This window comes from Mycetocola saprophilus (assembly GCF_000718085.1).
Classification (GTDB): Bacteria; Actinomycetota; Actinomycetes; order Actinomycetales; family Microbacteriaceae; genus Mycetocola; species Mycetocola saprophilus.
In genome coordinates this window covers 1,373,655-1,399,331 of the sequence record NZ_JOEC01000002.1, presented here as the reverse complement: position 1 = coordinate 1,399,331, position 25,677 = coordinate 1,373,655, and the positions used below count along the sequence as shown (strand labels likewise).

Sequence of the window (25,677 nt, the reverse complement as noted above, 5' to 3'; positions counted from 1 at the left end):
GCGTTCGGCCATATGCCGAACATCCCTAGTTCACCGTACCTCCCGCGCCCTCACAATTGGCACGCGTGTCACGATACGAAAGATTCACGCCACCGCCGCGTGTGCGTCATCTGGGGCGGCGCTACATCCACTTTTTGTACTTGAATACCCCGTACAGCGCCAGGCCAAACGCCACCATCGATCCCAGCGCCAGCGGGTATCCAAACGCCCAGTGCAGCTCGGGCATTTGGTCAAAGTTCATCCCGTAGATCGCGCCGATCAGCGTGGGGGCGAAGAGGATCGCCGCCCAGCCCGAGATCTTTTTCATGTCTTCGTTTTGCCGCTGGGCTACCAGGGTCGAGTTGACGCTGAGGATCTGCGACAGCGCGTCGCGCAGTTCGGACACCCGGGTGCTGGCGTGGGCGAGGTGATCGGACACGTCCTGGAGGTAGGCCTGGAGGGGACCGGGCACCTCATAGCGGTCGAATCCCTGGCGCAGCGCCACCAGCACATCCGCCATCGAGGAGGTGGTGTGCTGCAGGTCGATGACCTCCTGGCTCAGTCGATAGATGCGTTCGGCCACGGCCGGGTCGCCGCTGAACACCTGGCGTTCGATCTGCTCCTTATCGATCAGCAGGCCACGCAGCACCGGCGTATACCCGTCCACGATGGCATCAAGCAGGCGGTAGGCCACGGCCTCGGGACCGAGGTTGAGCAGGTGCTGGTCATCCAGCAGTGTGCGCCCACCGCGGTCGGCGATGTCGGAGGGATCCCCGGCGATGGTTGCCTCGTCGGTGCCGTCGATCCAGCGTCGATCCTGGCAGAGCACGGCGATCGCGTGCGGGCGCACCAGCACGTGGAACTCGGAGAAGTCCACGTCCTCGGCGGCATCGTCATAGCGGGCCGAGCGCAGCACCATAAACAGGACGTTCCCGTAGCGCTCCAGCTTGGGACGCTGCTTGGCGTGCTGGAGATCCTCTACCAGGAGCGGATGCAGGTCCCAGGCGGCCGCCAGCTCGTCCACGTCCTCGGGTGTGGGCGCGGGAAACAGACTCAGTGCGATCCGATTGGGCGCCGCATCGGCGAATTCCAGCGCCTCGGCCACCGAGACGTTTTCGGGCGAGGGACGCAGGCTCCCGTCGATCACATACCGGGTGCGCAGGGTGGATCCGCCGCTCGCCGAAGGGGACGGCGTGGCCGGCTCCCGACGGTGAAAGAGCGGGTTTCGGTGCCGAACGGGCTCGTCATGATCGCGTTTGGGCATCCGTCTGTCCTCGTCTACGCAGTGGTTCTTGGGGCTCAGCTCAGCTTAGCCGGGACGGAATCGTTCGGCCCGCGGGTGCCCTACCGCGACGCGGATCCCTACGGGGACGTCGAACCAAACGTGGCATCCGCCACGGGCGCGGGATCCGGCGGCAACGGATAGCGCACTCCCGAACCCCAGCCAATCTCCCACCCCAGGCTGTCTTCAAAGTAGTCGGCGTAGCCGACGGGCACGCTGATTTCACGCCGGCACAGGTTTTGCAGGCCCGCGAACCAGGCGGCATACTCGGCGTCATCCCGCAGCGGCCGAACGTGTGGGAGCGCTGCGATAATACGATCGGCGAGCGCGTCGGGATCCGCGAGTGGAGGCACCTGGGTGTCCAAAAAGTTGGGTCCCATCCCGTCGGTGTAGCGCAGGACATATCCCTCGGGATTAGCCGGGATGAAGCCCGTACCCGAGGAATCATCCCAGATGGTCACACGCCAGTTCGAACCCGATCCGTTCATCCCACAGGACACCCGTACCCGGTGATAGCCGCGGGCGTGAACCACTCGGACGGCGTCGAGAATACTCAGACCGGTGTGACGCGCAAGCACACCGTTGATGCCGTAAATGGTCGACGAATCGGGGCTCACCAGGATCGCCTCCTGCACGCCGGTGTCGAGCGCAAGGATCGTGTCGATGGCGTCGATCACCGCCCAGCTGAGCGGCCAGCCCGATGCGCCGGCCCCGATCACCGGCAGGCTCAGCGTTCGCACGCCGAGACTATCGGCCACGGCAAAAATTCGGCGATATCCGGCGACCAGGTAGGCTCGGTCCTTCTGGGCTGTCGTAAACGGCGGCACGGTCACGTGAATCACCCAGCGGGCCGGCAGCTTCCCGGCGATGCTCCAGACCGCGTTTTCGCTCCCCATCCCCTTGGGGAATCGTTCACGCACGTTTGCCCTGAACGATGCGCCACCCGCACGATGAATGGCCGCATCCACCCCGCCGGAACCAACCATGGCCGGCGAGGTGGGATTGACGATTGCGTCGGCGTGGACGGCCGTAATGTTCCCCAGTTGTGCGCGAATCTTGATCACCGTTAACCCCCGTGCGTTGTGTGTCCCCTCCACGCTACCCGGGATCATACAGGCATCAGGTATCCGACCCTAGACCGTGGCGCGGAATCGCGGATGGGTGAGTACAAACACCAGCACGGCGCTGCACACCAGGGCACTGACAATCAGCGGGAGCGGCGGCCACCACGTGTAAAACAGGGTCGCCAGGGTGGGGGTCAGGACAAAGGTGAGGGCGTTATTGGCGGCGATCAGTCCGGCGATGCCTCCCTGTTCCTCGGCGCTCATCAGCAGCGAGGGGCCCGCGGTGTAGCCGGGCATTGCCAGCCCGAGGCCCAGGCCGATCAGGAACAGCGCGATCACCAGCGGCGGGATTCCAGCATTGGGGATCAGGACCAGGAATCCGGCGAGAGACACGGCCGCGCCCACCCGCAGCAGCGTGCCCGGACGCCATCCCAACCGGGGCACCAGGATCGCCTGCGCGATGACCATCCCCGCCCCGGCGGCCAGCAGCGCGGCCCCGGTGATCCCGGCGGCGGCCCCCGCACTCAGCGAGAAGCGATCCTGAACGATGAAGCCGGTGATGATCTGCACAAACCCCAGACCGGTGAACAGCCCGAATCCGGCCAGCAGGAACGGCCAGGCGCGCGGATCCCAGGGACTCACCCTCGGCGGGTTTTCGATCAGCTCGTGACGCTGTTCGCGGCGCAGGAACAGCATCACCGCGATCAGACCGATCCCGATCATCACCGGCACACACAGCAGCGGAACCATCAGCCCAAAGCTCGCCAACGCGCCGCCCACCACCGCGCCGCCGATCATCGCCAGGCCCTGCACCGCACCGACCCCGGCCATGCCGCGCACCCGGGATTCGGTGGTGGTGGTCACATCGGCAATATAGGCCTGGGCGGTGGGCGGAACCGCGGCGATGGCCAGCCCAAACAGCAGCCCGCGGGTGATCAGGAGCAGGATAAACAGAGCGGTTCCGCGCAGGGTGCCCTGCATCCCCAGCTGGGCGAGGAGGGCGAAGAGCGCCATCGCGCCCACAGCGGTGCCCATGGCCGCTACGAGAACGGGTTTGCGTCCACGGGAAAGAGAGGCGCGCCCCCAGAACTGGCTGCTGAGGACCACGCAGACCGCGGCCAGGCTGATCATCACCCCCACCTGCCATTCGGCCAGCCCCACCTCACGCGAGAGCGGGGCGATGATCGGATTGAGGGTCATCTGGCCGAGGTAGACCAGGAAAACTGCGCTCAGAACCAGCGGGATCTGAGGCTTGGTTGCGGTGGACGGGGTGTCCGAAACCTGGGGCTGCATGGGTGCCTTTCCATTGTGTGTTCTGCTGGGTACGCTAGGTCCGCGGCACACAGTTTCGCAACGGCGTTCTCGTTATTAACCGATTGGACAGCATGCCCGACTCTCCTCCCCCACGCAGGCCCGGTCGTCCGGTCGAATTCAACCGCAACCGGGTCCTCGATACCGCGGGTCTGATGCTGATGAACGGCGGAATCGAGGGCCTGACGATGCGCCGGTTGGCGAGCGGATCGGGCACCACGCTGGCGGCCATCTATCGACACCTGGGCGATAAGGAGGGGGTGCTGAGTGCGGTCCTCGATCGCTTCTCCGAGGACATTCCGCGCACCCCGACCCACGGCACCCCGCAGGATCGGATGTTGGCGATCGGACACGGGATGTACGCGGTTCTGGTGACCCGCCCCTGGATCGTCGATATCCTCCGCCGCGGCGGTAGCACCGGCACCGGCGCGCTGTGGTTCGCCGAGGAATTCATCGCCGCCGCCGAGGAACTGGGAGCCACCCCGGTGGACGCCCTCAATACCTACCGGGCACTCTGGAACTATGTGCTGGGCGCCCTGCTCACCCGGGTGGAACCCGAACGCACCCTGGAGGCGGACACCCCGCTGGCCCGGAAGATCCTCGCCGCCGCCGAGCGCGACAACCTCCCCCGCGTGCGCGCCTACATCGACGGCCCGATGGGCACCTCCGAACGTCTCTTCCGCCGCGGCCTGCTCGCGGTGGTCGCGGGGCTGGCGGCGCAGTGCCGGGCGGCCTAAACACAAAAACGGCTCCGCGCGCACCGAAATACGGTGAGCGCGGGGCCGTTTTGATGTGGTGCCCCCGACAGGAATCGAACCTGCGACCAAGAGATTAGAAGGCTCCTGCTCTATCCTCTGAGCTACGGAGGCGGACGAAACAAGTGTAGCGCGAACGTCGGGTGCGGTGATTCAGGCGCGGGAATGTGCCGCCCGCGGCGGACCCGCCGGGCGCGTCGGATTCCGGGTGCGATGCGACAGCGCAGCAGTCAGAAACCACGAGCCATCTCGGCCCCGCACGCAGATCGCTAGAGGAAGAAGCCCAGCACACCCGCCACCGCGGAGGCGGCGGCGATGACCAGGGCGATTGCGATCAGGATCGCGTGCACCCGCAGGAAGGCGGTGGCCTTGCCCTCGGCGTCGCGAGCGCGGGGATCGTTTTTCACGCGGGTCCAGAAGCGCGGCCAGACAATCACGTTGTAGGCGGCGTTGATCAGAAGCAGGATGCACAGGAGCGGGGTCACCCCCTCATTCTAGGCGAGAATCCGCCATCTGTCGGCGGGGCGGGCTAACATGAGGGCATGGCAAATCTGGCGGACCGACTGGTCTGGATCGACTGTGAAATGACCGGACTCGACCTGGCGGTCGACGAACTCGTAGAGATCGCGGTGGTGATTACCGACTTCGACCTCAAACCGGTCGCACCCGGAATCGACCTCGTGATCAAGCCCAGCGCCCAGGCGCTTGAGCAGATGGGCGAGTTTGTCACCAACATGCACACCACCTCGGGGCTCATCACCGAGCTCGACGGCGGGCTCTCGCTCGAGGAGGCCGAGCGTCAGGTCTTGGAATACGTGCGCACGTATGTACCCGAGGCCAAGAAGGCCCCGCTGGCCGGAAACTCGATCGGCACGGACCGTTCATTCCTTGCCAAGTACATGCCCGAGCTCGACGGCCACCTGCACTACCGCAACATCGACGTGTCCTCGATCAAGGAGCTTGCCCACCGCTGGTACCCGCGGGTGTACTTCCGCTCCCCCGAGAAGGACGGCGGCCACCGCGCCCTCGCCGACATTCTCGAGTCGATTCGCGAGCTGGCCTACTACCGTGCGGCCGCATTTGTGGCCGAGCCCGGACCCACCTCCGAGGAGGCCAAGGCCATCGCCGAGGACGTGGTGTCAAAATACGCTCCGGAGATGTAATAGACTAAACATGTTGCACCGCACGACACGAAAACTTCGATTCGCAGCCAGCGAAAAGAAGCGCTAGTATCGAGTAGTGACATGGTGGGTATAGCTCAGCTGGTAGAGCGCCTGATTGTGGTTCAGGAGGTCGCGGGTTCAAGCCCCGTTACTCACCCCAAGTAAATATGAAAAGAGGAGCATATACATGCTCCTCTTTTTGTTTTAACCGGAGAAATCGGGTGCCGAACGACACGCCCGAGTCGATGAATTCCCGTTCTTGCGGCATCAAATTTTGACCCTCCCTCCCCCGAAACGACACGCCGACACCGGGCCAGCGCCACGCCCGAGATCCTCGATTCGGCCGAGATTCTCGATAGGATTTTTCTCGTGATGGAATTGGATCCGGATACCTTCGACACGCTCGTCAACGACGTCTTTGAGGCGCTGCCCGAGGAGGTCACCGAGGGGCTGGAGAACGTGGCCATCGCAATCGAAGATCTCCCCGAGGACGGCAGTCTCGACCTCCTGGGGCTCTACCACGGCGTGGACCTCACCGAACGCGGCCAGTACGGTTTCGGCGAGATGCCCGACCTGATCAGCCTCTACCGGCTCCCGCTGCTGAACTTCTGCGAGGACGAGGAAGACCTGCGCGAACAGGTCCGCATCACCCTGGTGCACGAGATTGGGCACTACTACGGCATCGACGATGAGGAGCTGCATCGTCTGGGCTGGGGATAGCGGTCCCGCCGTCAAACCGCCGCATATTCGGCCGGTCACGATGCACGGGCCGGATGCCTGGATTACGCTGATCACAACGCGGCACGCACTCCCCGGACGCGGCAGATCACCCCGATCGATGAAGGGACCGTCATGGCCAAACGCGGCATCAGTATCACCCTCGGCACCCTGGTGTTGATTGGTGTGGTGGGGTACGGTCCCGCGGTGCTGCTGGGTCCGCTGCCCGAGCCCGATGTCACGGTCGCCGCGGCCCCCGCGCCGGCCGCCCCGGTCCATCCCCCGGTGCTGCCCGAAACCGGTGCCACCGCGGTGGCCCAGCAGACCACCGTCCTCGCCCACGCCGGGGACGCCTCGGCCCTGCCGATGTCCGGGATCGCCCGCCTGGTGACCGCGCTGGTTGTCGCCCAGCGCTATCCGCTCACCGATGGTCCGGGCGAAAACATCACCATCAGCGAGGACAACTACAACGACCTCGTGGCACGGGCAGCCTCCGGGGCCTCCACCGTGTCGTTCTACCCCGGAGACGTGTGGACCCAGCACTCGATGCTGCAGGCCATGCTCCTCGGCGGCAGTACCAACCACGCCGACGCCCTGGCCACCTGGGCCTACGGTTCCCTGCCCGGCTACCTCGAGGCCGTGCGGGCGTGGGCGTCCAAGGAGGGGCTGAACAGCCTGACCATCACCGACGCCGGCGGGGTCGACCTCACCAACGTCGCCTCGGCCTCGGACCTGGCGCGCATCGCCGCACTGGCGGCGGCCGATCCCGGGATCACCGCCGCGCTCACCCAGGCACCCGATCCGCTCGCCCTGCAGCGCGGCATGTCGGTGCCCGCCGCGTACCTGCCCGATGCTCACATTCAGGTGCTCTATCGCGGGTACACGGATCAGACCGGCATCATCCTTCTGTTTGCGCGCACCATGAAAACCGATGCCGGGGACTTCACCTTCGGCTCGGCCTCGCTGCGATCGGCCACCTGGAAAACCCTGGAAACCGAGACCCAGGCCCTGCTGGCCAGCGCCGATGCCGGGGTAACCGCCGCACCGGACCTCGCCACGGGCACCCCCCTGCTGACCGTCTCCACCGCCTGGGATCAAAAGGCCCGCGGGCTTTCGGGGGAAACTCCCGCCCGGCCGCACTGGGCCCAGACGGCCCCCAAGCTCGACGTTTCACCCGGCAAGGTGCCGGTTCCGGTAGCCGCGGGGACGCCGGTGGGAACCGTGAATGTGGCTTCCAGCGATCCCGAGATCGCCGAGCAGAAGATTCCGGTGCTGCTGGATGCGGCGCTGACCGAACCGGATGTGCTGTGGCGGCTGAGCCATCCGCTGCCGATGATCCGGGCACTCTGGACCACGTACGTTCGATAGCGGGATCGGTAGCGGCGCGAGAGTCTTCATCCGCGCGGGATCGGAGGCGGCGGCCAGGCGAACCGCGTCACCCGCGCGGGATCGGTAGCGGCGCGATCGGGCGAGCGGCGTCAGCTGCGCGAAGCCGACGAATCGGCCTCCCTGTCCGGCGGCACCACACGATCCGGCTCGGCCCGCAGCAGCAGGCCGGCCCGGGCGCGCGGATCCCAGCGCGCCACATAGTCCTCGAAGTCCGCCTGCCAGGCGTCCCAGTGCGGAACGTACCCCTCGCCGTCGCGGGCCAGGGCTCGGGCCTTGCGGAAGGTGTCCTCGGCGTCGATCCAGATCCCCAGATCGGCCAGGTTCCCGGCGGGGCCCAGCGTGCCACAGCCCTCGATAACCAGCGGACGTCCGGGCTCGACCCGGGTCGCCGCGGTCACCACACCGCGTTCCCAGTCGTAGCCGTGCCAGAACCCGGGTTCGCCGCGGCGCAGCGGCACCAGTAGGTCTCGGGCCAGGGCCTCGGCGGCGGGCTCCAGGCCGTCCCAGCCGGGATACATCCAGTCCATCCGGATCAGGGTGGGTGTCCCCTCGACCGGCCAGTGCGTGATCAGCTCATCGGCGAAGGTGGACTTCCCCGCGCCGCTGGGACCATCGATCAGCACGATCGGGTTTTTACGCCCCGCCAGGAGCGCAAAAACCCGATCAATCGCCCGGTGGGAGGCGGCCGCCACCCTATCCAAAGAGGAAGTTCCAGTGGCCGGTCGCCACGCTTGTCCACACCACGATCACGCTGACCACAATACCAATCGCAAACAGCGCGAGGTCGGTGCGACCGAGGCGTGACTCCCGCGCCCAGGTGCGGGTTGTGGTGCCGCCAAACCCGCGGGCCTCCATCGCCGTGGCCAACTTGGTGCCCCGGCGGATCGAGAGCACCAGCATCGCCAGGGCCATGCCGGCGAAGCGGCGGATCTTGCCCCGGTCGGCCACACCGCGGGCGCGACGAGCCAGTTCCAGCGCGCGCCAGTCATCCAGAAACAGCCCGATCATCCGGATCCCCGCCAGTGCCCCCAGGACAAAGCGGGCGGGGAGCTTGAGGATCTGGGCGAGACCGTCGGCCAGATCGGTGGGGTCCACGGTCACAAACAGCACCACCGCGGGCAGCGCGATGGCCAACACCCGCAGCACCGTGGCGATCGCGATCGTGATCGAGCCGTCGCTGATCTGCGCCAGCCCGAACTCCCAGTACACGGTCCCGTCGGGCCGGCCGTAGAGCAGCATCGTGATGCCGGTCAGCGGCGCGGCGATCCACACCGGGAGCGTGCGCAGCCAAAACTGGCGCGGGGTCAGGCCGGCAAACGGCAGCAGCACCGCGAGCGCGGCCAGCGCCGTGGCCGCCGAGACCCAGTCCAGGGTGAGCAGCAGCACGATGGTCAGTGGGACCGGGACAATCAGGCGCGTCACCGCATTGGTGCGGTGGATCACCGCGGTACTGCGCGCGGTGACCGCGGGTGCGGTTCCGGCGAGCGCGCTCATGACACCATCTCCGACACGATTTTCACGGTGATTCCCCGGGTACTCATGCGGCCACCTCCGCGGATCCGGCCGTCAGGGTGAGGGTGCGATCGGCCAGGGCCGCCACAAACTCGGCATCGTGACTGACGGTAATAATCGCCGAGCCCTCGGCACGCAGCGCACCGATCAGCTCGACCAGCCGTGCCCAGGTCCCGGCATCCTGCCCGAAGGTTGGCTCATCCAGCACCAGGATGCGTGGGCGCGAGACCAGGGCGGTCGCCACCGACAGCCGGCGCTTCTCCCCGCCGGACAGGGTGAACGGATGGGCTCGTTCGAGCCGGGTCAGCCCGAGCCGGTCCAGCACGTCGTCAACCCGAGCATCTACCTCGGCCGGGTCGAGCCCCAGCGCACGCGGCCCCACCTCGAGTTCGCGGCGCACGGTGGTGGCCAAAAACTGGTGTTCGGGATCCTGGAACACGGTTCCGATGCGTTCGAGAAGCTGCTTGGATTTCCAGGCGATGGGGGAATCCCCGAGGCCGCGGGCAAGCTCGGCGGTCGCCCGCAACCGTCCGCCCTCGGGTCGCAGCAGGCCCGCCAGGGTCAGCGCCAGGGTGGACTTTCCCGCACCGTTCTCCCCGGTGATCGCCAGCACCTCCCCGGCGCGCACGGTGGTAGAAACCGGGGATCCCACCGGAATCCCGCGCACGCGCGAGGTGGCCAGATTCTGGGCGTCCAGAAGGTCGGCCCCCGCGGGCAGCGCCGAGGGCAGGGACACCCGCGGCGGATGACCCGGCACCCAGACCCCCTCGCGGGCGAGCTCGGCACCGCGCTCGGCGAGCACCACCCCGGGATGTCCATCGGCGATCACCGCGCCCCCGGCACCCAGCACAACCACGCGGTCCACGAGCGGCAGCCAGGTGTCCACCCGGTGTTCGATCACCACGAAGGTGGCCCCGGTCTGATCCAGGACCCGACCCACCGCATCACGCACCTCGGCGACGCCGGAGGGGTCCAGATTCGCGGTGGGCTCGTCCAGCAGCAGCAGTCCCGGACGCATCGCGATCACCCCGGCCAGAGCCAGGCGCTGTTTCTGCCCGCCCGAAAGGGCCTGGGTCGAGCGATCCAGCGGAACATCCAGCCCCACCGCATCGAGAGCCTCGCGCACGCGGACCCAGATTTCCTCACGCGGAACCCCGAGGTTTTCGCAACCAAAGGCCACATCGTCGCCCACCCGGGCGAGGATCATCTGCGAGTCGGGATCCTGCAGCAGCAGGCCGCTGCGGCCTCGCTGATGCGCGGGATCCTGCCCGTCCACGGTCAGCGTGCCCTGCGAATCACCCTCGTCGTCCCCGCCGAGCACCCCGGCCAGGGCCTGCAGCAGGGTCGATTTTCCCGCACCGGAGGGGCCAAGAATCAGCACCCGCTCCCCCGGACTAATCTCCAGCGTCACATCCTCCAGCGCCCAGGCGAGCCGGGAGGCGTGCCGCCAGCCCCAGTTCTGGATGCTGACGGCCGCCGGTATCACCGAAGTTTCAGGGCTCACACTAAACCCGAACGCCCAGGCTGCGCCCCACCGCAAATCGGTTGAGCGCGCCGGTGGCCGCGAGGCCCTTGACCGCGAACCAGACAAGCAGACCCGCGATCAGGGCACCACCGATGATCTGGGCGCCCACATACACGGTGATGAAGCCCCAGCTGGCACCCGGGCTCCAGAAGATGATCGAGTTGACGGCCCCGAAGATACCGGCGGTGGCCCCGGCCAGCAGGGTGACCGGCAGGTTCCACACGCGGTAGGCGAAGAGCAGGAAGATGATTTCGGCACCGAGGCCCTGCACCAGCCCGGCCTCGATCGTGGAGAATCCACCCCACTGGTTACCCACCAGCGCCGAGACCAGCGCGGCAACGGTTTCCACGTAGATGGCGGCACCGGGCTTGCGGATGACCAGCGCACCCAGGACACCACCGATGTACCAGACGGGTTCCAGGAGCCCCTGGAATCCGGGCAGGACGGCCTCAAACGGGGCCTTGATCCCGCTCCAGCCGAGGTTAAACGCCACAAAAATCAGGGCGACGGCCACACCCAGGACGCTGGCCACGACGATATCAACAACCCGCCAGCGGAAATTCGGTCGCGACGAAACCGTCGCCTTTTCGTTAATAGACACTGTGAACGTGCCCCTTTCTAATGAGAAATGGAGGCACGGGTTAGAGAAACTTATCCTCCCTGCGCTGGCATGATCCAGATCAGGTTTGACGGTCGAAGGTACGTACCTTCCTCTCAGCCCGGTGGTTCCCGGACTCCCGTGTTACCCCGAGTATAGCGCGCGCCCGGCCCCACGCGGGGACCGGGCGCACAACGCCTTCGGGGCGGCCATGATCCGGGGACGCTGCGTCCCCTCACGGCCGGAGATACTACTTCTTGAGCACCTTGATCAGCCGGGTCAGGATGCGCCCGGACACCCACACCAGCGGGACCGACACCACGATGGTTGCGAGCAGGTTGGGCTCGAAGCGCCAGCCGTTACCGCTGCGTACATACACGCCCACGGGGATGGACAGGCCTCCCCCGCCGCCACCGCTGCCGGCGGGCTCGCCATCGGTGCCCTCGGCGAACTCGCCCTCCCCGGCACCAAACCCGAATCCGGTGAGTGCCACGGGGATCAGGGTGGCACCCTCGACGGTGACCGGGTCACCATAGGAGGTCTGCACGCCCAGCTTCTGAAAACGGTCTGCGAGGTCCAACGCGATTTTCGTCATGCCCCCACGCTAGCGTGCCGGGCCGGATCCGGATACCCCGCTGCGCAACTGTGTGGGTTGATGACGCACACGGCCCCCACACCGATGGGTGCGGGGGCCGTGATCGGCGAACGCTAGTTGTTATCCAGCGGGAGTCCCGGCGGGTTCACCAGCGACTTCGTGACCGCCTCGTTCTTCAGGCCCCAGGCGTCCAGCCACTGACCGTACTGGCCGTTTTCGATCAGATAGTTGATCGCGTCGGCGATGGGCTGGGCGAGTCCCGAGTCCTTCTTGACCGTCGCGGCAATCAGCCCCTCCAGGGTCTCCCCGGCCCCCGAGAAGATTCCGGCGGTGCGGGTGGGGTTGGCGCTTCCAGCGCTGAGCTTATTGCCGTAGGCGATGCCCGGGTTCGGGCCGAAGTAGGCGTCGATCTTGCCCGAGTTCAGGGCCAGGGTCGTGGCGTTGTTGTCGGGGAAATAGGTCACGGTGAGGGTCTTCCCCTCGGCTTCCAGCTTGGTTTTCCACTCCAGCAGGATCTTCTCCTGGTTGGTGCCCGAGCCCACGGCCACGTTCAGCCCGTTGAGGTTTTCGAAGTTGTTATCGAACTCCCACTTATTTGAATCCTTCACCTGGAACGCCAGGTTATCGCCGCGGTAGGAGGCGAAGTCGTACTTCTCCTTGCGCTTTTCGGTGTCGGTGATGTTGGAGAAACCCACGTCGGTGGCACCGGTATCGATGCCCACAAACAGGTTGTCCCAGGTGGCGTTTTTCACCTCGGGCTTGAGCCCAAACACCCCGGCGACCAGGCGGCCCAGGTCCGGTTCGGCACCGGTCAGGGTTTCGTTATCGTCGCCGGTGAAGGCCAGGGGCGGGAAGCCCGCGGGCAGCGCGCCGATTCCGATGGTGAGCTTCCCCGAGTCCAGCACCTTCTTGGGCAGGGTCTTGCGGATCTCCTCGACGGCCGAAACCTTGATCTTAGTCTCGGTTCCGGCGCCGTTGGAGAAGGCGGCAACGGTCACGGTTCCGGTGTCGGCGGGGGCGGCTTCGGTGCTGCTGGAGCAGGCGGCGAGCCCGGCAACCAGGGCGGCCGCGGCGGCGAGCGCGCCGAGGGTCTGGAGCCGCTTGGGAGTGATGATGGTCATGGTGGTTCCTCTGTGGTGGGTTCGGGTAGGGCGTGTGGTTGGGTGTTAGGCGAGCACCTTGGACAGGAAGTCCTGGGTGCGGGAGTGGGCGGGATGGTTGAGTACCTGCTCGGGGACGCCCTCCTCGACGATGGCCCCCTCATCCATGAAGACCACCCGGTCGGCCACCTCGCGGGCAAAGCCGATCTCGTGGGTCACCACGATCAGGGTTTTGCCGCTGCCGGCCAGGGTGCGGATGACGGCGAGGACCTCGCCCACCAGCTCGGGGTCGAGCGCCGAGGTGGGTTCGTCAAACAGGATCACGTCGGGATCCAGGGCCAGCGCCCGGGCGATGGCCACCCGCTGCTGCTGGCCGCCGGAGAGCTGGCGCGGATAGCTGGCTTCCTTATCGGAGAGGCCCACTCGGGCCAGCAGCGCGGCGGCGGTTTTGCGGGCCTCGGCGGGCTTGATCCCGTGCGAGATCGGTGCCTCGCTGACGTTTTCCAGGATGGTCAGGTGGGGAAACAGGTTGAAGTTTTGGAAGACAAACCCGATCTTGGCACGCTGACGCAGGATCTCGCGGGGGCGCAGCTCCTTGAGCCGATCCCCCTTGACGCGGACCCCGATCAGCTCCCCGTTGAGGGACACAAATCCCTCGTCGAGCTTTTCCAGGTGGTTGATCGCCCGCAGCAGGGTGGACTTGCCGGATCCGGACGGGCCGAGGATCACGGTCACGGTGCCGGCCTCGACGCTGAAATCCACCCCCCGGAGGACCGTCTTGTCCCCGTAGGACTTGGTGGCGTTATGCACGGCGATGGCCTGAGTCATGCCACACCCGCCGTCGCTCGGCGCGAACTCAACGCCCGGCGCACCCGCTGCAGCGGCGTCGGCGGGAGGACCCGAACCGTTCCACGCGCATAGAAGCGCTCGATGTAGTACTGCACCACGGCGATCACGCTGGTCAGGATCAGATACCAGATGGTGGCGACCACGAGCAGCGGAATCACATCGGTGGGATAGGTGCTGCCGAGGTTCTGGGCGATCCCAAACAGGTCCAGCAGCGACACGTAGTACAGCAGCGAGCTGGCCTTGATCAGCCCGATGATCTGGTTGACGTAGGCGGGCACGATCGAGCGCAGCGCCTGCGGCAGCACGATCCGGGTGAACTGGCGTCGCTTGGGGATGCCCAGCGCGTCGGCGGCCTCGTGCTGTCCCTGATCCACCGCGAGCAGCCCCGAGCGCACCACCTCGGCGCTGTAGGCGATCTCGGACAGGCTGAGTCCGATCACACCGAGCGCCAGCGGGGTCAGCGTCGCGACCGTGTTCACGGTGAACTGCGGTCCGAAGGGAATCCCCACGCCGATCTCGGGATAGAGGTTGCCGAGGTTGAAGAGGAACACCAGCACCAGCAGCAGCGGCACCGAGCGGAACAGCCAGATGTAAAACGAGCTCAGGGTGCTGAGCACCGGGTTGCCCGAGAGCCGGGCGACGGCCACCACGATCCCACCAAAGAAGCTCACGACCGCGCTGATCGCGGTGGCCACGATGGTGAGTTGGAGCCCCTTGAGGATTGGCGGGCTGAAGAACCACTTCCCCACCTTTTCCCACTCCCAGGAGGGGTTCGTGAAGAGGGTCTGCGCGAAGTTGAGCAGCAGCACCAGGACCAGCGCGGTGATCACCCAGCGCAGCGGATGCCGCAGCGGGAGCACGCGGCGCTCGGCCAGGCGATGCGCATCGATCCCGGGGGGCACCGAATCCGAGGGCGGCGAGTCGGTGGGGCGCTGGGCAAGGGCCGTCATGAGGAAGATCCGTTCGAGGCGGGGGCGGGCGTGGGTGTGGGTGTGGGTGTGGGGGCCGGAGCCGGTTTGGGCGCGGGCCTCGACTCGGGCGCGGAAGCGCCGGGCGGGGCATGCTCGGCCTCGTGACGAGCGCGGATGTCCGCGACGTCCAGCGGCTCGGGGGTGAGTGACTTGGCGAATCCGTGGATACCGATGCGCTCGGGCGGAATGCCCTCGTCAAACAGTGGGGTCCAGCCGGCCGAGCGGTAGAGCAGCACCGCCTCGGGCTGGCGGGGGCCGGTGGTCAGATAGGAGCGGGTGAACCCGCGCCGTCGCGACTCGTCCTCGAGTTCGAGAACCACCCGGCGGGCGAGTCCCCGACGCCGATGATCGGCGGCGGTCCAGATCCGCTTGAGCTCGGTGGTGTGGTCGTCCAGGGTCTTGAACGCACCCCCGGCGACCGCGATCCCGTCGCGCAGCAGCAGCACAAACGCGCCGCGCGGGGCGCTGAACTCGGACGCTGGGTAACGGTTGATTTCCACCGAGGCCGGTTCCTCGAAAACGTCGCCGTAGCGGGCGTCGTACTCGCGTTCCAGATCCCGCAGCAGCGGCAGGGCGCGGGGATCATCGGGACTCACATAGACGAAGGTTTCCTCGGCCGGGCGGATCTCGGTCACCCCCGCACCGGTTGATGCGGGAGACGCCCCGGCCCCCGGGGTCTGATCAAGCAGCGTCACGGGTTTTCTCCTGCACGCTCTGGGCCGCGGCGTCGCGGCGGGCCACCTCGTCCCGCACCAGCGGGATCACATAACGGCCGAAGTCGATGGTGTCATCCACGTAGTCATAGCCGCGGGCCGAGATGATGTCGACGCCGAGGTCGACGTAGTCAAGCAGCGCCGCCGCCACGGTCTCGGGGGTTCCCACCAGCGCATTGGAGTTGCCGCGTCCACCGGTGGCGGCGGCCACCTTCGTCCACAGCGCACGGTCGAAGCGGTCCCCCTGATCGGCGATCGAGAGCAGCCGCTGCGACCCGGCGTTTTCGGGATTGCGCAGGTCGCCCACAAACGAGGACGGGAGCGCGCTGGTGTGTCGCTCGATCTGCCCGAGAATGCGCTCGGCCTTCTCCCAGGCCAGTTCCTCGGTGGCCCCGAGAATCGGCCTAAACGCCACCTGGATCCGCGGACGCTCGGGCCGGCCGGCCGCGATCGACAGGTCGGTAATGGTCTTAATCTGCTCGGCGGTGTTCGCCAGCGGCTCACCCCACAGCGCGTAAATATCGCTCTGCGCGGCACCGATCTCATACGCCGCCGCCGAGGATCCGCCAAACGAAATCTTCGGGCCGCCGGGCTGGGCGGCCCAGATGTCGCTGACAAAGTTTTCGATCCGATAGTGAGCGCCGTCGAAGCTGAAGGGTTCGTGGCTGGTCCACGCCTGCTTGAGGATGCTGATGTACTCGCCGGTGCGGGCGTAGCGCTCATCCTTGGAGAGGAAGTCGCCCTCGGCTGCCTGGTCGGCGGTGGAGCCGCCGGTGATGATGTGCAGGTTCAGGCGTCCGTCGCTGATCTGGTCCAGGGTTGCCACGACCTTGGCCGCATAGGTCGGGGCCGAGACGTTGGGACGGTGGGCCAGCAGGAGCTTGAGGTGGTCAAGCTTCGAGGCCACATAGGCGGCGATGGTCGCGGGATCCGGGGAACCCGAGTGGTAGGCGAAGAGGATGCGGTCCCAGCCGTTGTCCTCGTGGGCACGGGCCAGACGCAGCGTATATTCCTTGTCGAAGCTGGAACCGCTGCGTGCACGGGTCTCGCTTCCATCGTTGAGAGCGGCGATGCCGAGAAATTCGATGGGCACGGTGTTTCCTTTCCAATTCGGTGAGTCGGTGCGTCGGGAAAGTCTGGCGCTATCCGGTGGCGTGACGCTAACACCGGCACATCCGGCCCGACAATGGTGGTGATTCACAGTTCGTCATGAGTGTGCACTCGGTGTCATACAACGCTCATCGGGGGTTTTAGTGCTTAGCCTGCAGACATGTCAGTCCCCACTTCCTCCTCCTCAACCGCGCCCTCGGCGTCCCTCGTTGTGCTGGGTGCCGGGCCGCGCGCGGTGGGCGTGCTTGAGCGTCTCGCCGCCAACCGTGCCGAGCTCTGGCCCGCGGGCGCACCCCTCACCGTGCACCTGGTGGATCCCCATCCGGCGGGACCCGGCAGGATCTGGCGCCACAATCAGTCGCCGCTGCTCAAGCTCAACTCGATGGCCGCGGACGTGACAATGTTCACCGATGAGACCTCGGTCATCGACGGCCCGGTCCTCCCCGGCCCCTCGCTGGTGGAGTGGGCCGAGCGGGTGCGCACGGGAGACATCGTCCTGCCCGGAGGCGACGTGGGAGGAGCGGATGCCGCCCTGTGGGACGATCGTCCTGGGCCCGAGGATACGTCGCCCGGCGTGGATGCCGCCCTCTGGGACGAGATACGAGCATTGGGTCCGGCAAGCTTCCCCACCCGGCGCCTGCAGAGCCTCTACCTGCGCTGGTTCTATGCCGAGGCCGTGCGCAAGCTCGGCCCCGGCGTGCGGGTCATCGAGCATCGTGCCCTCGCCCGGGCGGTACGCGAGACCACCGACGGATCGCGGCGTGTGCACCTGGATAACGGTGAGGTTCTCGACGCCGACCTGGTGCTCTACTCCCTCGGCCACACCGGGGTGAATCCGGCACCCGAGCACACTCGGCTTCAATCCTTCGCCGACGATCACGGCCTGTTTTATCTGCCGCCGGCATTCACCGCGGATGCCGATACCCGGGCGCTCCGACCCGGAGAAAACGTCCTGGTTCGTGGATTCGGGCTCGCCGCCGTGGACCTGATCGTGCTCCTCACCGAGGGCCGCGGCGGAACATTTGACCGCCCGGTTCCCGGTGGCCCTTTGCGTTATGTTCCCTCGGGACGAGAGCCCCGGATCGTCGTGGGGTCCCGTCGCGGCATTCCGTACCACTCCAAGATCGGTTCGGCGCTCGCCGGAGAGGCCCCGACCCCGAGGTTCTTCACTGCCGACGTCGCCGCCCGGCTGGAGGCCGAGCGTGACGCGCTGGATTTTGCCGAGGATATCTGGCCGCTGATTGCCAAGGAGATGCTCTGGGGCTACTATCGGGAACTCTTCACCGGCCATCCCGAGCGGGTGAGCTCCACGTGGGCGGTGTTCGCTCGGGCGTTTGAGTCGATCGATCCGCGGGCGGTGCTGATCGCCACCGGGTCGGGCGACCCCGCAACCGTGGGTCCCGACCCGGCGCCCGCGGGGGCAGCGCCCTCCGTGACCACGCGCTCGGACACGACCTCCCCCACGCGGCCTGACGCGTCCGTGTCCGCGGGATCCCCGGGGTATCCGCTCCCCCGGATTCGCGACGACCGGGACCGGACCGCGGTCGAGGCCGATGCCCGCACGCTGTCCGCGCTGATCCTGGCGTCCGTCCCCGACACCCTGGATCGGCTGTTCCTGCCCGAGTTCGATCGGCCCCTCGCCGGTGCCCACTTCGACCGGGTCGAGGACCTCCAGCGGGCCGTGCGCTCCTACATCGAAGACGATCTGCGCCTGCGCACCCGGCCCGAACACAGCGCCACCCTGGGACTGTTTCTCTCGATCCTCACCTCGATGTTCACCTTTGCCGAACTGGTGGCCTCCCCCAAGTGGACGGCCCGCTCCCGGGTCGCCGATATCAACGGCTGGTGGCAGGGCTACTTCAGTTTCATCGCCAGCGGTCCTCCGGCGCACCGCCTGGAGGAACTCCTGGCCCTCTCGGCGGCGGGCATTGTGGACTTCCTCGGTGGAGACATCCGGGTTGATACCGACAGCAAGACCGGTGAGTTCCGCGCCCGGGGGTCGAATCACGACCGCACGGTTTTCGCCCGCGCACTGGTGGATGCCCGCCTGCCCGATCCGAACATCGCCCGCAGCGATAGCCCGCTGCTGCGCGGCCTAATCGACACGGGTGACGGGATCGAGGAGATTGCCCGGGATCCCCAGGGCTCGGGCAAAGCCGAACGCGCGGTGCCCACCGGGAAGCTCACGGTTCGCCCCGAGGATCGCCGAGTGGTGCGCATCGGGGGCGACCCCGCCCCCCGCAGTTTCGCGATCGGCCCCTATACAAACTCACCGTTTGTCGGGGCGTTTTCCCGCCCGCGCACCAACGCCGTCTCGTTCCGTGAAAACGATCGGGTTGCGCGCGCCCTGCTGACCCACCTGGCCGAGATCACCGCGGACCGGGTAGCATCGGGAAAAGCCGTCCCCACACGCCGGGATGCCTCGGATTCCGGGGCATCCGAAGCCGACGTCACGGACCGGAAAGTTCAGGAATTTTTTGCGGAAGCTCGATGACCCACTCTGTGGACACCCTGGTGATCGGCGGCGGTGCCATGGGCTCGGCCGCGGCCCGGGAACTCGCCCGACGTGGGATCGATGTGGTCCTCTTTGAGCGATTCACACCGGGACATACCCGGGGTGCCTCGCACGGTGCCTCCCGCAATTTCAACCTCTCGTATGCCGAACCGGTGTACCTGCGCATGCTCGCGGCCGCGCTTCCGGCCTGGCGCGAGCTTGAGGCCGAAAACGGGACCGCGCTGCTGGATCAGGTGGGCATCGTGAATCATGGTTCGAACCCGACGTTTGACGCGGTGGCGCGGCTCCTTCCCGAGTTCGGTTTCACGGCCGAGTTCCTGGACCCGGCCGCCGCCGAAACGCGCTGGCCGGGGATCCGATTTGATACCCGGGTGCTGGCCACGCCGCAGGCCGGCCGGCTCAACGCCGATGCCGCGGTCACCGCCCTCCAGGAATCGGCGCGCGCGCACGGGGCCCAGATCCGCCACGGCGCGCGGGTGACGCGGGTGCGGGTTCTGGGAGATGATCGAGTCCGGATCACGGTGGTACCCCAGGACGCGGACGGAAACCCGCAGGGGGATCCCGAGTCCTGGGAGGCCCGGCGAGCCGTGGTGACCCTGGGTGCGTGGACCACCGCGCTCCTGGGACCGGCGATCGCACTACCCCGGCTCACCGTCACCCAGGAACAGCCCGCGCACTTCGCCGAACGCGAGCCGGGCCTGATCTGGCCGGGATTCAACCACACCCCGGCACCCGGGGATCCACGCTATGGATACTGGCACTCGCCCATCTACGGGATGCAGACGCCTGGTGAGGGAATCAAGGCGGGGTGGCACGGCGTCGGACCGGTCAGCGACCCCGATGCACGCACCTTCCGCAGCGAACCGACCCAGCTGCATGACCTGCAGCGTTATGTCCGCGACTGGCTCCCCGGTGCCGATCCCGATTCATTCACCGAGATCAGCTGCACCTACACCACCACCGAGGATTCGAACTTTGTCCTGGACCGGGTGGGACCGATCGTGGTGGGGGCGGGTTTCTCCGGGCACGGATTCAAGTTCACCCCGGTGGTGGGGACATACCTGGCCGATCTGGTGCAGGGCCGCGGCGCACCGGAGCTGTTTTCGCTCCGGGCGGCGCGCGGACCCGCCCGCGCCTAAGCCGCGGCCGTCTCGGCCGCGTCGGTGGCCGTCTCGGCCGCGTCGGTGGGCGTCTCGGCCGCGTCGGTGGGCGTCTCGGCGGCGTTCGCCTTGTCTGCGGCGTTCGCCGAGGATCCCTAGTCCGTCGCGTCTGCTGCGTTCGCCGGGTCTGTCGTGCCTGCGGCGTCCGCGCTGCTTGACTCACCGGCGGCCTCGGACTGCAGCTCGGGGAGGAACTCTGCGCGTTCGGCGTCGTAGCGGGCCTGGATCTCACGCGCGTCCAGGTCCTCGGCGGTCAGGGACTTCGCGAACCCATAGATGCCGATCTGCTCGGCCGTTTCCCGCGGATCAAACAGGGGTGTCCAGCCGGTGCCGAGGTACAGGCGAACGGCCTCGGGCTGACGCGGCCCGGTGGTCAGGTAGGCACGGGTGAACCCGCGACGCCGAGACTCGTCTTCCAGCTCGGCCAGCACCCGCTTGGCGAGTCCCTGACGGCGCTGCTGGGAGGAGACCCAGATGCGCTTGAACTCGGTGGTGTGCTGGTCAAAACGCTTGAATGCGCCCCCGGCCACCGCGACGCCGTCACGCATCAGCAGGGCGAATGCTCCGATCGGCGGCAGGAAGTTCTCGGCCGGATACCGGTACAGCTCGGCAGAAGCAGGCTCGCCGAAGAGGTCACCGTAGCGGTGGTCGTACTCGGCGGCGAGTTCGCGAATCAGCGGTTCCACGCGCGGGTCCTCGGGGGAAACGTAGACAAACTCCTCGTGCGAAACGGTCGCGCCCGCGGAGTCGGTGGCGGGAACTGCGGCGGCGCGGGCGTCGCTAGCCCGTTGTGTGTCGCTAGCCTGTTGTGCGTCGCTGGACTGCGCGCCAGTAGGCTGCGTGTCAGCGGCCTGAGTGTCGGTGGGGGTCTGAACGGTGTCTGTCACGGCGATTCTCCAGGGTGACGTGGGCGCGCGGGCTTGCGAAAAAGCGGGCGGTGCGGGGATGGGGAGCGCTCACGCGAGGGACAATTCTCACGGAACACTCGAACGTAACACGAGCAGCGTAGTCCTGATTCCCGACCGCGAGCTTCGGCCTGTCGGAACCGGATGCTCGGACCTAGTGATCGTAGGGCTCGATGTGATCCCTGACGATTCCGTGGGGCGGGACCGAGGGGGCCGGCGCGGCCCGATCCAGCAGCGCGGCGGACATGATCGCCCCGGCCCCGAAGCGGGCGCGCAGCGTATCAATCGCGGATTCGGCCTCGCGCCAATCCTCATCGGGGTCCCAGAGCGCGGCGCGCGGATCGGTCCCGGTTTGCAGCTGTTCCCCGCGGACGCCGATCAGCCGGACCGGACGCCCGGCAATCTCCAGCGCGTCCACCAGGTCGGCGGCCTCCTCGAAGATTCGCCGGGCCACGTGGGTGGGCTCGGCGAGGGTGCGCGAGCGGGAGAGGGTCGTGAAATCGTCAAAGCGAACCTTGATCGCCACCGTCTTGGCCGACATATCCGCCGCCCGCAGCCGCGCGGCGACCCGGTCGCTCAGTCCCAGCAGTTCGCGGCGGATCGCTCGCGGATCGGCGATCGAGTGTTCGAAGGTGACCTCGTGTCCGATGCTCTTCTCGGCGGCAACCGCCGGCTCCACCCGACGGGCGTCCTGGCCGCGGGCAAGCAGCTGCAGTTTCAGCGCCGTGGCCGGACCAACCGCGCGCACCAGGAGTCGTTCGGGAGCATCGGCCACGTCGGCCACCGTGCGCAGCGCGATCCGCTCGAGTGACTCGGCGGTTTTGGCCCCCACTCCCCAGAGCGCACGGATCGGAAGCGGACGCAAAAACGCCACGGTTTCGGCCTTGGGGATCACCAGCAGCCCGTCGGGTTTCCCCTTGCCGGAGGCGATCTTGGCCACAAACTTGGTGGCGGCGATGCCCACGGTGCAGGCCAGGCCGGTCTGTTCGCGCACCCGGCGACGGATCTGCTGGCCGATCTCGCTGGGGCTGCCCAGCAGTCGGCGAGCGCCGGACACATCGAGGAACGCCTCGTCGATACCCAGGACCTCGACCATCGGGGTCATCTCGCGGAAGATATTCATGACGATGCCCGAGTAGTGCCGGTAGGCGGCAAAGTCGGGTTCGATCACCAGCAGCGAGGGGCACAGCTGGAGCGCCCGGGCCATCGGCATCGCCGCGTTCACCCCGTAGCGACGTGCCGCATAGTTCGCGGTGGACACCACGCTGCGTCCCGAACGGTGACCGATGGCCACCGGCCGATGCGCGTCTTCGGGGCGGTCCAGCAGCGACACCGACGCAAAAAACGAGTCCATGTCCACGTGCAGGATCGGGGTTTCGCTGTCGTCGGCATTTGCCGCCGACACCAGCCTCTCGCGCCCGTCCTGCTTACTCACTCCCCTATTGTCCCACCGACCCCCGACATCGGCGAGGCCCGCGAGGCCCGTGTGGGTCTACTCGGGGATGCGATGCCGCGGACTGTTCGGGTTGAGGAGCGAATGGCGGCGTGAGTACCCGAAGTAGACAGCCAGGCCGATGACCAGCCAGATCAGGAAGCGCAGCTTGGTGAGGTCATCAAGCTGCCAGATCAAGAATCCCGAGGCGAGGACCCCGAATGCCGGAATCACCGGCATCAGCGGCAGCCTGAACGCCCGCTCGGCATCGGGACGCGTGTAGCGGAACACGATCACCGCGATACACACCACAACAAAGGCGGCGAGGATCCCAATATTGGTGAGCTCGGCCACCTCACGGATCGGAAAGACCCCGGCCAGGAACGCGGCGGCGCATCCGGCGATCCAGGTCACCCGGTTGGGCACGCCGCGCTTATCCGTGTGCGCAAACCAGCGCGGAAGCAGACCATCCCGGCTCATCGAGAACCAGACCCGAGTGACGCCGAGCAGGAAGGTCAGGACCACGGTGATGATCGAGACCACCGCGAAGATCGAGAGAATCGTCGCGACGTTTTTCAGCCCCACGCTGTTGAAGGCCGAGGCAAAGCCCGCCCGGGTATCGATGTCGGCGTAGTTCTGCATGCCGGTCAGGACCAGGCTGGCCCCGATGTAGAGCACCAGCGCGATGCCCAGGGAGAGCACGATGGCCCGAGGCATGTGTTTGGGTCCGTCCTTGGCCTCCTCGGCCGCGGTACTCATCGCGTCGTATCCGAATACCGCAAAAAACACGGTCGCCGCCCCGGTGATCACCGAGCTAAAACCGTTGGGCATAAACGGATCGTAGTTATCGGTGTTGATAAAGAAGGCTCCCAGGCCCACGATGCCCAGCACAAGGAGCACCTTGATCCCCACGGCGATCAGCTCAAACCGGCCGAAGGCCCGGGCGCCGCGGCTGAGGATCCAGGTGACCACCAGACACACGATGATCGCCGGGAGATTGATAAAACCGCCCTTGCCCTCATCTACCGTCGAGGTCAGCCAGATCGGCATGTCCACCCCCACGCCGCCGAGGAACGCCTGGAAGTATCCGGCCACCCCGATCGAGACGACCGCTGCCACGGCAACGTATTCCAGCAGCAGGTCCCAGCCGATGAACCAGCCCACCAGCTCGCCCAGTGCCACGTAGCCGTAGGTATAGGCGGAACCGGCGCGCGGCACCATCCCGGTGAACTCCGCATAGGACAACGCGGCCGCCGCCGAGGCGAGTCCGGCGATCAGAAACGAGAACAGGACCGCGGGCCCCACCCCGGGAACGCCGTCGCCTCCGCGGGCCACCAGCCCGGCGAGCGAGAAGATTCCGACCCCCAGGATCCCGCCGATGCCCAGCGCCGTGAGGTGCCAGAGTCCCAGAGTCTTCTTGAGTGGACTGTTTGCGGCCTCCGCCATGATCTGATCGAGGGGCTTGCGCCGGACCAGGGATCGAAAAAACGAGGGTTCGGACATCGAGGCCTCCGCATCGGTGGGGATCGCATCGACTCCACCGGGCGCGGAGTACGCGACACAGCCTAGGTTGAGCGGCGAGACCGTCCCCAGCCCTAATCCCATTTCCCAGCGGATATCAGGCGCGATACTTTCCCGCGTTTCCCCTGCCGTATCGGGGTGTATGCCCCGGGTACGGATTCACATTAGTCACTGCACCCGGTACCGAGCGCGTCCCGGATACCCTGCGCCGTAACTGCCTGTTTGGGGTGACGACGCTCGGCTTCATCGGCCAGGGCGAGAATCGAATCGACCAGGGCGGGCGTGCGGGAATCGGGGCACAGCAGAATCGCGAGTTCCAGCTGCCCCAGCATGGCGGAGCGTTTCGGCACAATCTCGAGGTAGGTCTCCCAGCCGCGCGGATCGCCGGTCAGTGCCAGCAGATAGGCGGCCTCACACCGCGTGGGCAGATCCGAGTTCTCGACATACGTCTCGCCCGTGGAGTGCAGCCACTCGTTCCACCAGTTACCGTGATCCTCACGGCGAAGATCTCCCCACATGGGATGCACAATGTGGCGTTCATAGGCGTTTCGCATCGTGTTGAGCAGAATCACACGGGTACGGTCATCGGCGGCGATCAGGACCGGGTCCAGGACGTCTCGAAAAGCCGGATCGAGGAAGTGGTTTCTCACGGGGAGAAGCATCCAGCTGAGCTCGGCACGAGCCAGCCGATTCAGTGCTCGTCCCGCTTGCAGGCGGTTCTGGTTCTCATCGCTGGTTGACCCCAGATCCTCGGTGATCCGGGCGATCTCGGCCTCCAGCGTCGCGGCCCTCCGAGCATATTTTTCGGATTGCAGTAGCGAGATGATGTGCGGCTCCATGCTCGCTAGGGTAGCCGGAATCGCTCACCCTTCGCAGCACCAGGACTCGACTCGACACGCAAAAACGATGGCCCATATTCCGCGAAATCAGGCCCACGGGCCGCCGCGTGGCGGGGCGTGCGGTATGCCCCGTTCAGCGTGTGTCAGGATTCGGGCCCACCACTCATACGGGTCACAGCGGACACACGGCTAACAGGGGTTAGTCTTCCCACATGACAACGGATTTCCCCTCCCGCGCCCGGCGCGGACCCCGCCGATGAGCGCCGCCTCCGCCTCCGAGCGGCCCCACACCGAAACCGGATGGGCGAGTACCGGACGGGCGGCACTGTTTTGGGCCAGCGCCACGGTGGGCGTGGCCGTCATGTTTGCGGCCTGGTTCCTGCTGAGCGTCGCCTCCCTGGAGGAGGCCACCGATCAGAGCAGGGCCCTCGCCGCCGGCGAAAGCATGGCGGGAACCGCGCTGCTGTGGGGTGTGCTGCCGCTCGTGGCTGTGCACATCTTGGGCCTGGCTATCCTGATCCCCATGGGCCGCCGGGCGCGTGCAAACCCTAAGATGGGCGGGCTTCTCGGCACGATCACGGTGATCGCGGCCTCGGCCATCGGCTTCGTCTTAGTGCTCCTCGTGACCAACGGCGTTCTCTTCAAACTCGCGTCCGCCTAGCAAAACGGCGG

25 protein-coding genes, 2 tRNA genes and 1 riboswitch are annotated in these 25,677 nt (G+C 66.8%); of the genes, 8 read left to right on the top strand and 19 right to left on the bottom strand.

Translation table 11 applies throughout. The features are described from left to right. Positions 1-121 precede the first annotated feature (121 nt). The 3 genes from IE92_RS0112265 to IE92_RS0112255 all read right to left on the bottom strand — a co-directional run bounded on the left by IE92_RS0112265 (position 122) and on the right by IE92_RS0112255 (position 3,618). On the bottom strand, positions 122-1,243 hold the full coding sequence (locus IE92_RS0112265; RefSeq protein ID WP_030148786.1) for a magnesium and cobalt transport protein CorA: 1,122 nt from the start codon (positions 1,241-1,243) through the stop codon (positions 122-124). Positions 1,244-1,341: 98 nt separating this feature from the next. Continuing rightward, on the bottom strand, positions 1,342-2,325 hold the full coding sequence (locus IE92_RS17405; protein ID WP_051701552.1) for a macro domain-containing protein: 984 nt from the start codon (positions 2,323-2,325) through the stop codon (positions 1,342-1,344). 69 nt (positions 2,326-2,394) lie between these two features. Then, complete coding sequence (locus tag IE92_RS0112255) at positions 2,395-3,618, bottom strand: MFS transporter (RefSeq protein WP_030148784.1); 1,224 nt, start codon at positions 3,616-3,618, stop codon at positions 2,395-2,397. Between the two features lie 92 nt (positions 3,619-3,710). Between IE92_RS0112255 and IE92_RS0112250 the strand changes: the two genes are divergently transcribed. Beyond that, positions 3,711-4,373 carry a TetR/AcrR family transcriptional regulator gene (locus IE92_RS0112250; RefSeq protein ID WP_030148783.1) on the top strand — a complete coding sequence of 221 codons (663 nt, stop codon included), beginning with the start codon at positions 3,711-3,713 and terminating at the stop codon, positions 4,371-4,373. A gap of 56 nt (positions 4,374-4,429) precedes the next feature. Here the strand turns inward: IE92_RS0112250 and IE92_RS0112245 are convergent. Both IE92_RS0112245 and IE92_RS0112240 read right to left on the bottom strand, forming a co-directional pair. Beyond that, positions 4,430-4,505, bottom strand: a tRNA-Arg gene (locus IE92_RS0112245). Between the two features lie 155 nt (positions 4,506-4,660). Beyond that, a complete protein-coding gene (locus tag IE92_RS0112240) occupies positions 4,661-4,876 on the bottom strand; it encodes an SCO4848 family membrane protein (RefSeq protein WP_030148782.1) in 216 nt (71 codons plus the stop codon). A gap of 57 nt (positions 4,877-4,933) precedes the next feature. Here IE92_RS0112240 and orn point away from each other — a divergent pair, with 57 nt between their 5' ends. The 4 genes from orn to IE92_RS0112220 all read left to right on the top strand — a co-directional run bounded on the left by orn (position 4,934) and on the right by IE92_RS0112220 (position 7,639). Next, on the top strand, positions 4,934-5,554 hold the full coding sequence (gene orn / locus IE92_RS0112235; protein WP_030148781.1) for an oligoribonuclease: 621 nt from the start codon (positions 4,934-4,936) through the stop codon (positions 5,552-5,554). An 84-nt stretch (positions 5,555-5,638) separates the two neighbouring features. Further along, positions 5,639-5,714: transfer RNA gene (locus IE92_RS0112230), tRNA-His, on the top strand. A 212-nt stretch (positions 5,715-5,926) separates the two neighbouring features. Beyond that, on the top strand, positions 5,927-6,274 hold the full coding sequence (locus IE92_RS0112225; protein ID WP_030148780.1) for a metallopeptidase family protein: 348 nt from the start codon (positions 5,927-5,929) through the stop codon (positions 6,272-6,274). A gap of 132 nt (positions 6,275-6,406) precedes the next feature. Next, complete coding sequence (locus IE92_RS0112220; RefSeq protein WP_030148779.1) at positions 6,407-7,639, top strand: serine hydrolase family protein; 1,233 nt, start codon at positions 6,407-6,409, stop codon at positions 7,637-7,639. A 110-nt stretch (positions 7,640-7,749) separates the two neighbouring features. Here the strand turns inward: IE92_RS0112220 and IE92_RS0112215 are convergent, their stop codons facing one another. The 10 genes from IE92_RS0112215 to IE92_RS0112170 all read right to left on the bottom strand — a co-directional run bounded on the left by IE92_RS0112215 (position 7,750) and on the right by IE92_RS0112170 (position 16,616). Continuing rightward, a complete protein-coding gene (locus IE92_RS0112215) occupies positions 7,750-8,352 on the bottom strand; it encodes a nucleoside/nucleotide kinase family protein (RefSeq protein WP_051701553.1) in 603 nt (200 codons plus the stop codon). A gap of 1 nt (position 8,353) precedes the next feature. Continuing rightward, positions 8,354-9,154 (bottom strand): energy-coupling factor transporter transmembrane component T family protein, encoded by an 801-nt coding sequence (locus IE92_RS0112210; protein WP_081863861.1) that lies wholly within the window; start codon positions 9,152-9,154, stop codon positions 8,354-8,356. Positions 9,155-9,197: 43 nt separating this feature from the next. Continuing rightward, positions 9,198-10,676 carry an ABC transporter ATP-binding protein gene (locus tag IE92_RS0112205; RefSeq protein WP_030148776.1) on the bottom strand — a complete coding sequence of 493 codons (1,479 nt, stop codon included), beginning with the start codon at positions 10,674-10,676 and terminating at the stop codon, positions 9,198-9,200. Position 10,677: 1 nt separating this feature from the next. After that, entirely contained in the window at positions 10,678-11,298 is a 621-nt protein-coding gene (locus IE92_RS0112200) for an ECF transporter S component (protein ID WP_043321499.1), read from the bottom strand. Positions 11,299-11,336: 38 nt separating this feature from the next. Next, positions 11,337-11,448: riboswitch (TPP riboswitch) on the bottom strand. A gap of 97 nt (positions 11,449-11,545) precedes the next feature. Beyond that, entirely contained in the window at positions 11,546-11,890 is a 345-nt protein-coding gene (locus IE92_RS0112195) for a spore germination protein GerW family protein (RefSeq protein ID WP_030148774.1), read from the bottom strand. A gap of 113 nt (positions 11,891-12,003) precedes the next feature. Further along, positions 12,004-13,011, bottom strand: a complete 1,008-nt coding sequence (locus IE92_RS0112190; protein ID WP_030148773.1) for a transporter substrate-binding domain-containing protein — start codon at positions 13,009-13,011, stop codon at positions 12,004-12,006. A 45-nt stretch (positions 13,012-13,056) separates the two neighbouring features. After that, on the bottom strand, positions 13,057-13,818 hold the full coding sequence (locus IE92_RS0112185; protein ID WP_030148772.1) for an amino acid ABC transporter ATP-binding protein: 762 nt from the start codon (positions 13,816-13,818) through the stop codon (positions 13,057-13,059). Next, positions 13,815-14,789 carry an amino acid ABC transporter permease gene (locus tag IE92_RS0112180; protein WP_043321501.1) on the bottom strand — a complete coding sequence of 325 codons (975 nt, stop codon included), beginning with the start codon at positions 14,787-14,789 and terminating at the stop codon, positions 13,815-13,817. Before IE92_RS0112180 ends, IE92_RS0112185 begins: the two co-directional genes overlap by 4 nt. After that, positions 14,786-15,505 (bottom strand): GNAT family N-acetyltransferase, encoded by a 720-nt coding sequence (locus tag IE92_RS0112175; RefSeq protein ID WP_211250783.1) that lies wholly within the window; start codon positions 15,503-15,505, stop codon positions 14,786-14,788. The genes IE92_RS0112180 and IE92_RS0112175 overlap by 4 nt, the downstream gene beginning before the upstream one ends. Continuing rightward, on the bottom strand, positions 15,492-16,616 hold the full coding sequence (locus IE92_RS0112170) for an LLM class flavin-dependent oxidoreductase (RefSeq protein WP_030149566.1): 1,125 nt from the start codon (positions 16,614-16,616) through the stop codon (positions 15,492-15,494). The genes IE92_RS0112175 and IE92_RS0112170 overlap by 14 nt, the downstream gene beginning before the upstream one ends. A gap of 177 nt (positions 16,617-16,793) precedes the next feature. Between IE92_RS0112170 and IE92_RS16770 the strand changes: the two genes are divergently transcribed. Beyond that, a complete protein-coding gene (locus IE92_RS16770) occupies positions 16,794-19,127 on the top strand; it encodes an FAD/NAD(P)-binding protein (protein WP_081863862.1) in 2,334 nt (777 codons plus the stop codon). After that, entirely contained in the window at positions 19,124-20,287 is a 1,164-nt protein-coding gene (locus IE92_RS0112155) for an FAD-dependent oxidoreductase (RefSeq protein WP_030148767.1), read from the top strand. Before IE92_RS16770 ends, IE92_RS0112155 begins: the two co-directional genes overlap by 4 nt. Positions 20,288-20,403: 116 nt before the next feature. Here the strand turns inward: IE92_RS0112155 and IE92_RS0112150 are convergent, their stop codons facing one another. The 4 genes from IE92_RS0112150 to IE92_RS0112135 all read right to left on the bottom strand — a co-directional run bounded on the left by IE92_RS0112150 (position 20,404) and on the right by IE92_RS0112135 (position 25,005). Then, positions 20,404-21,195: a GNAT family N-acetyltransferase gene (locus IE92_RS0112150; RefSeq protein ID WP_211250782.1), complete on the bottom strand. Its 792-nt coding sequence runs from the start codon at positions 21,193-21,195 to the stop codon at positions 20,404-20,406. A gap of 172 nt (positions 21,196-21,367) precedes the next feature. After that, complete coding sequence (gene dinB / locus IE92_RS0112145) at positions 21,368-22,648, bottom strand: DNA polymerase IV (protein WP_030148765.1); 1,281 nt, start codon at positions 22,646-22,648, stop codon at positions 21,368-21,370. A 57-nt stretch (positions 22,649-22,705) separates the two neighbouring features. Beyond that, the gene (locus tag IE92_RS0112140; protein WP_030148764.1) at positions 22,706-24,148 is read right to left on the bottom strand and encodes an amino acid permease; all 1,443 of its coding nucleotides are present in this window, start codon (positions 24,146-24,148) and stop codon (positions 22,706-22,708) included. 182 nt (positions 24,149-24,330) lie between these two features. After that, positions 24,331-25,005, bottom strand: a complete 675-nt coding sequence (locus IE92_RS0112135) for a hypothetical protein (protein ID WP_030148763.1) — start codon at positions 25,003-25,005, stop codon at positions 24,331-24,333. Between the two features lie 256 nt (positions 25,006-25,261). Here IE92_RS0112135 and IE92_RS0112130 point away from each other — a divergent pair, with 256 nt between their 5' ends. Beyond that, a complete protein-coding gene (locus IE92_RS0112130) occupies positions 25,262-25,666 on the top strand; it encodes a hypothetical protein (RefSeq protein ID WP_030148762.1) in 405 nt (134 codons plus the stop codon). Positions 25,667-25,677 lie beyond the last annotated feature (11 nt).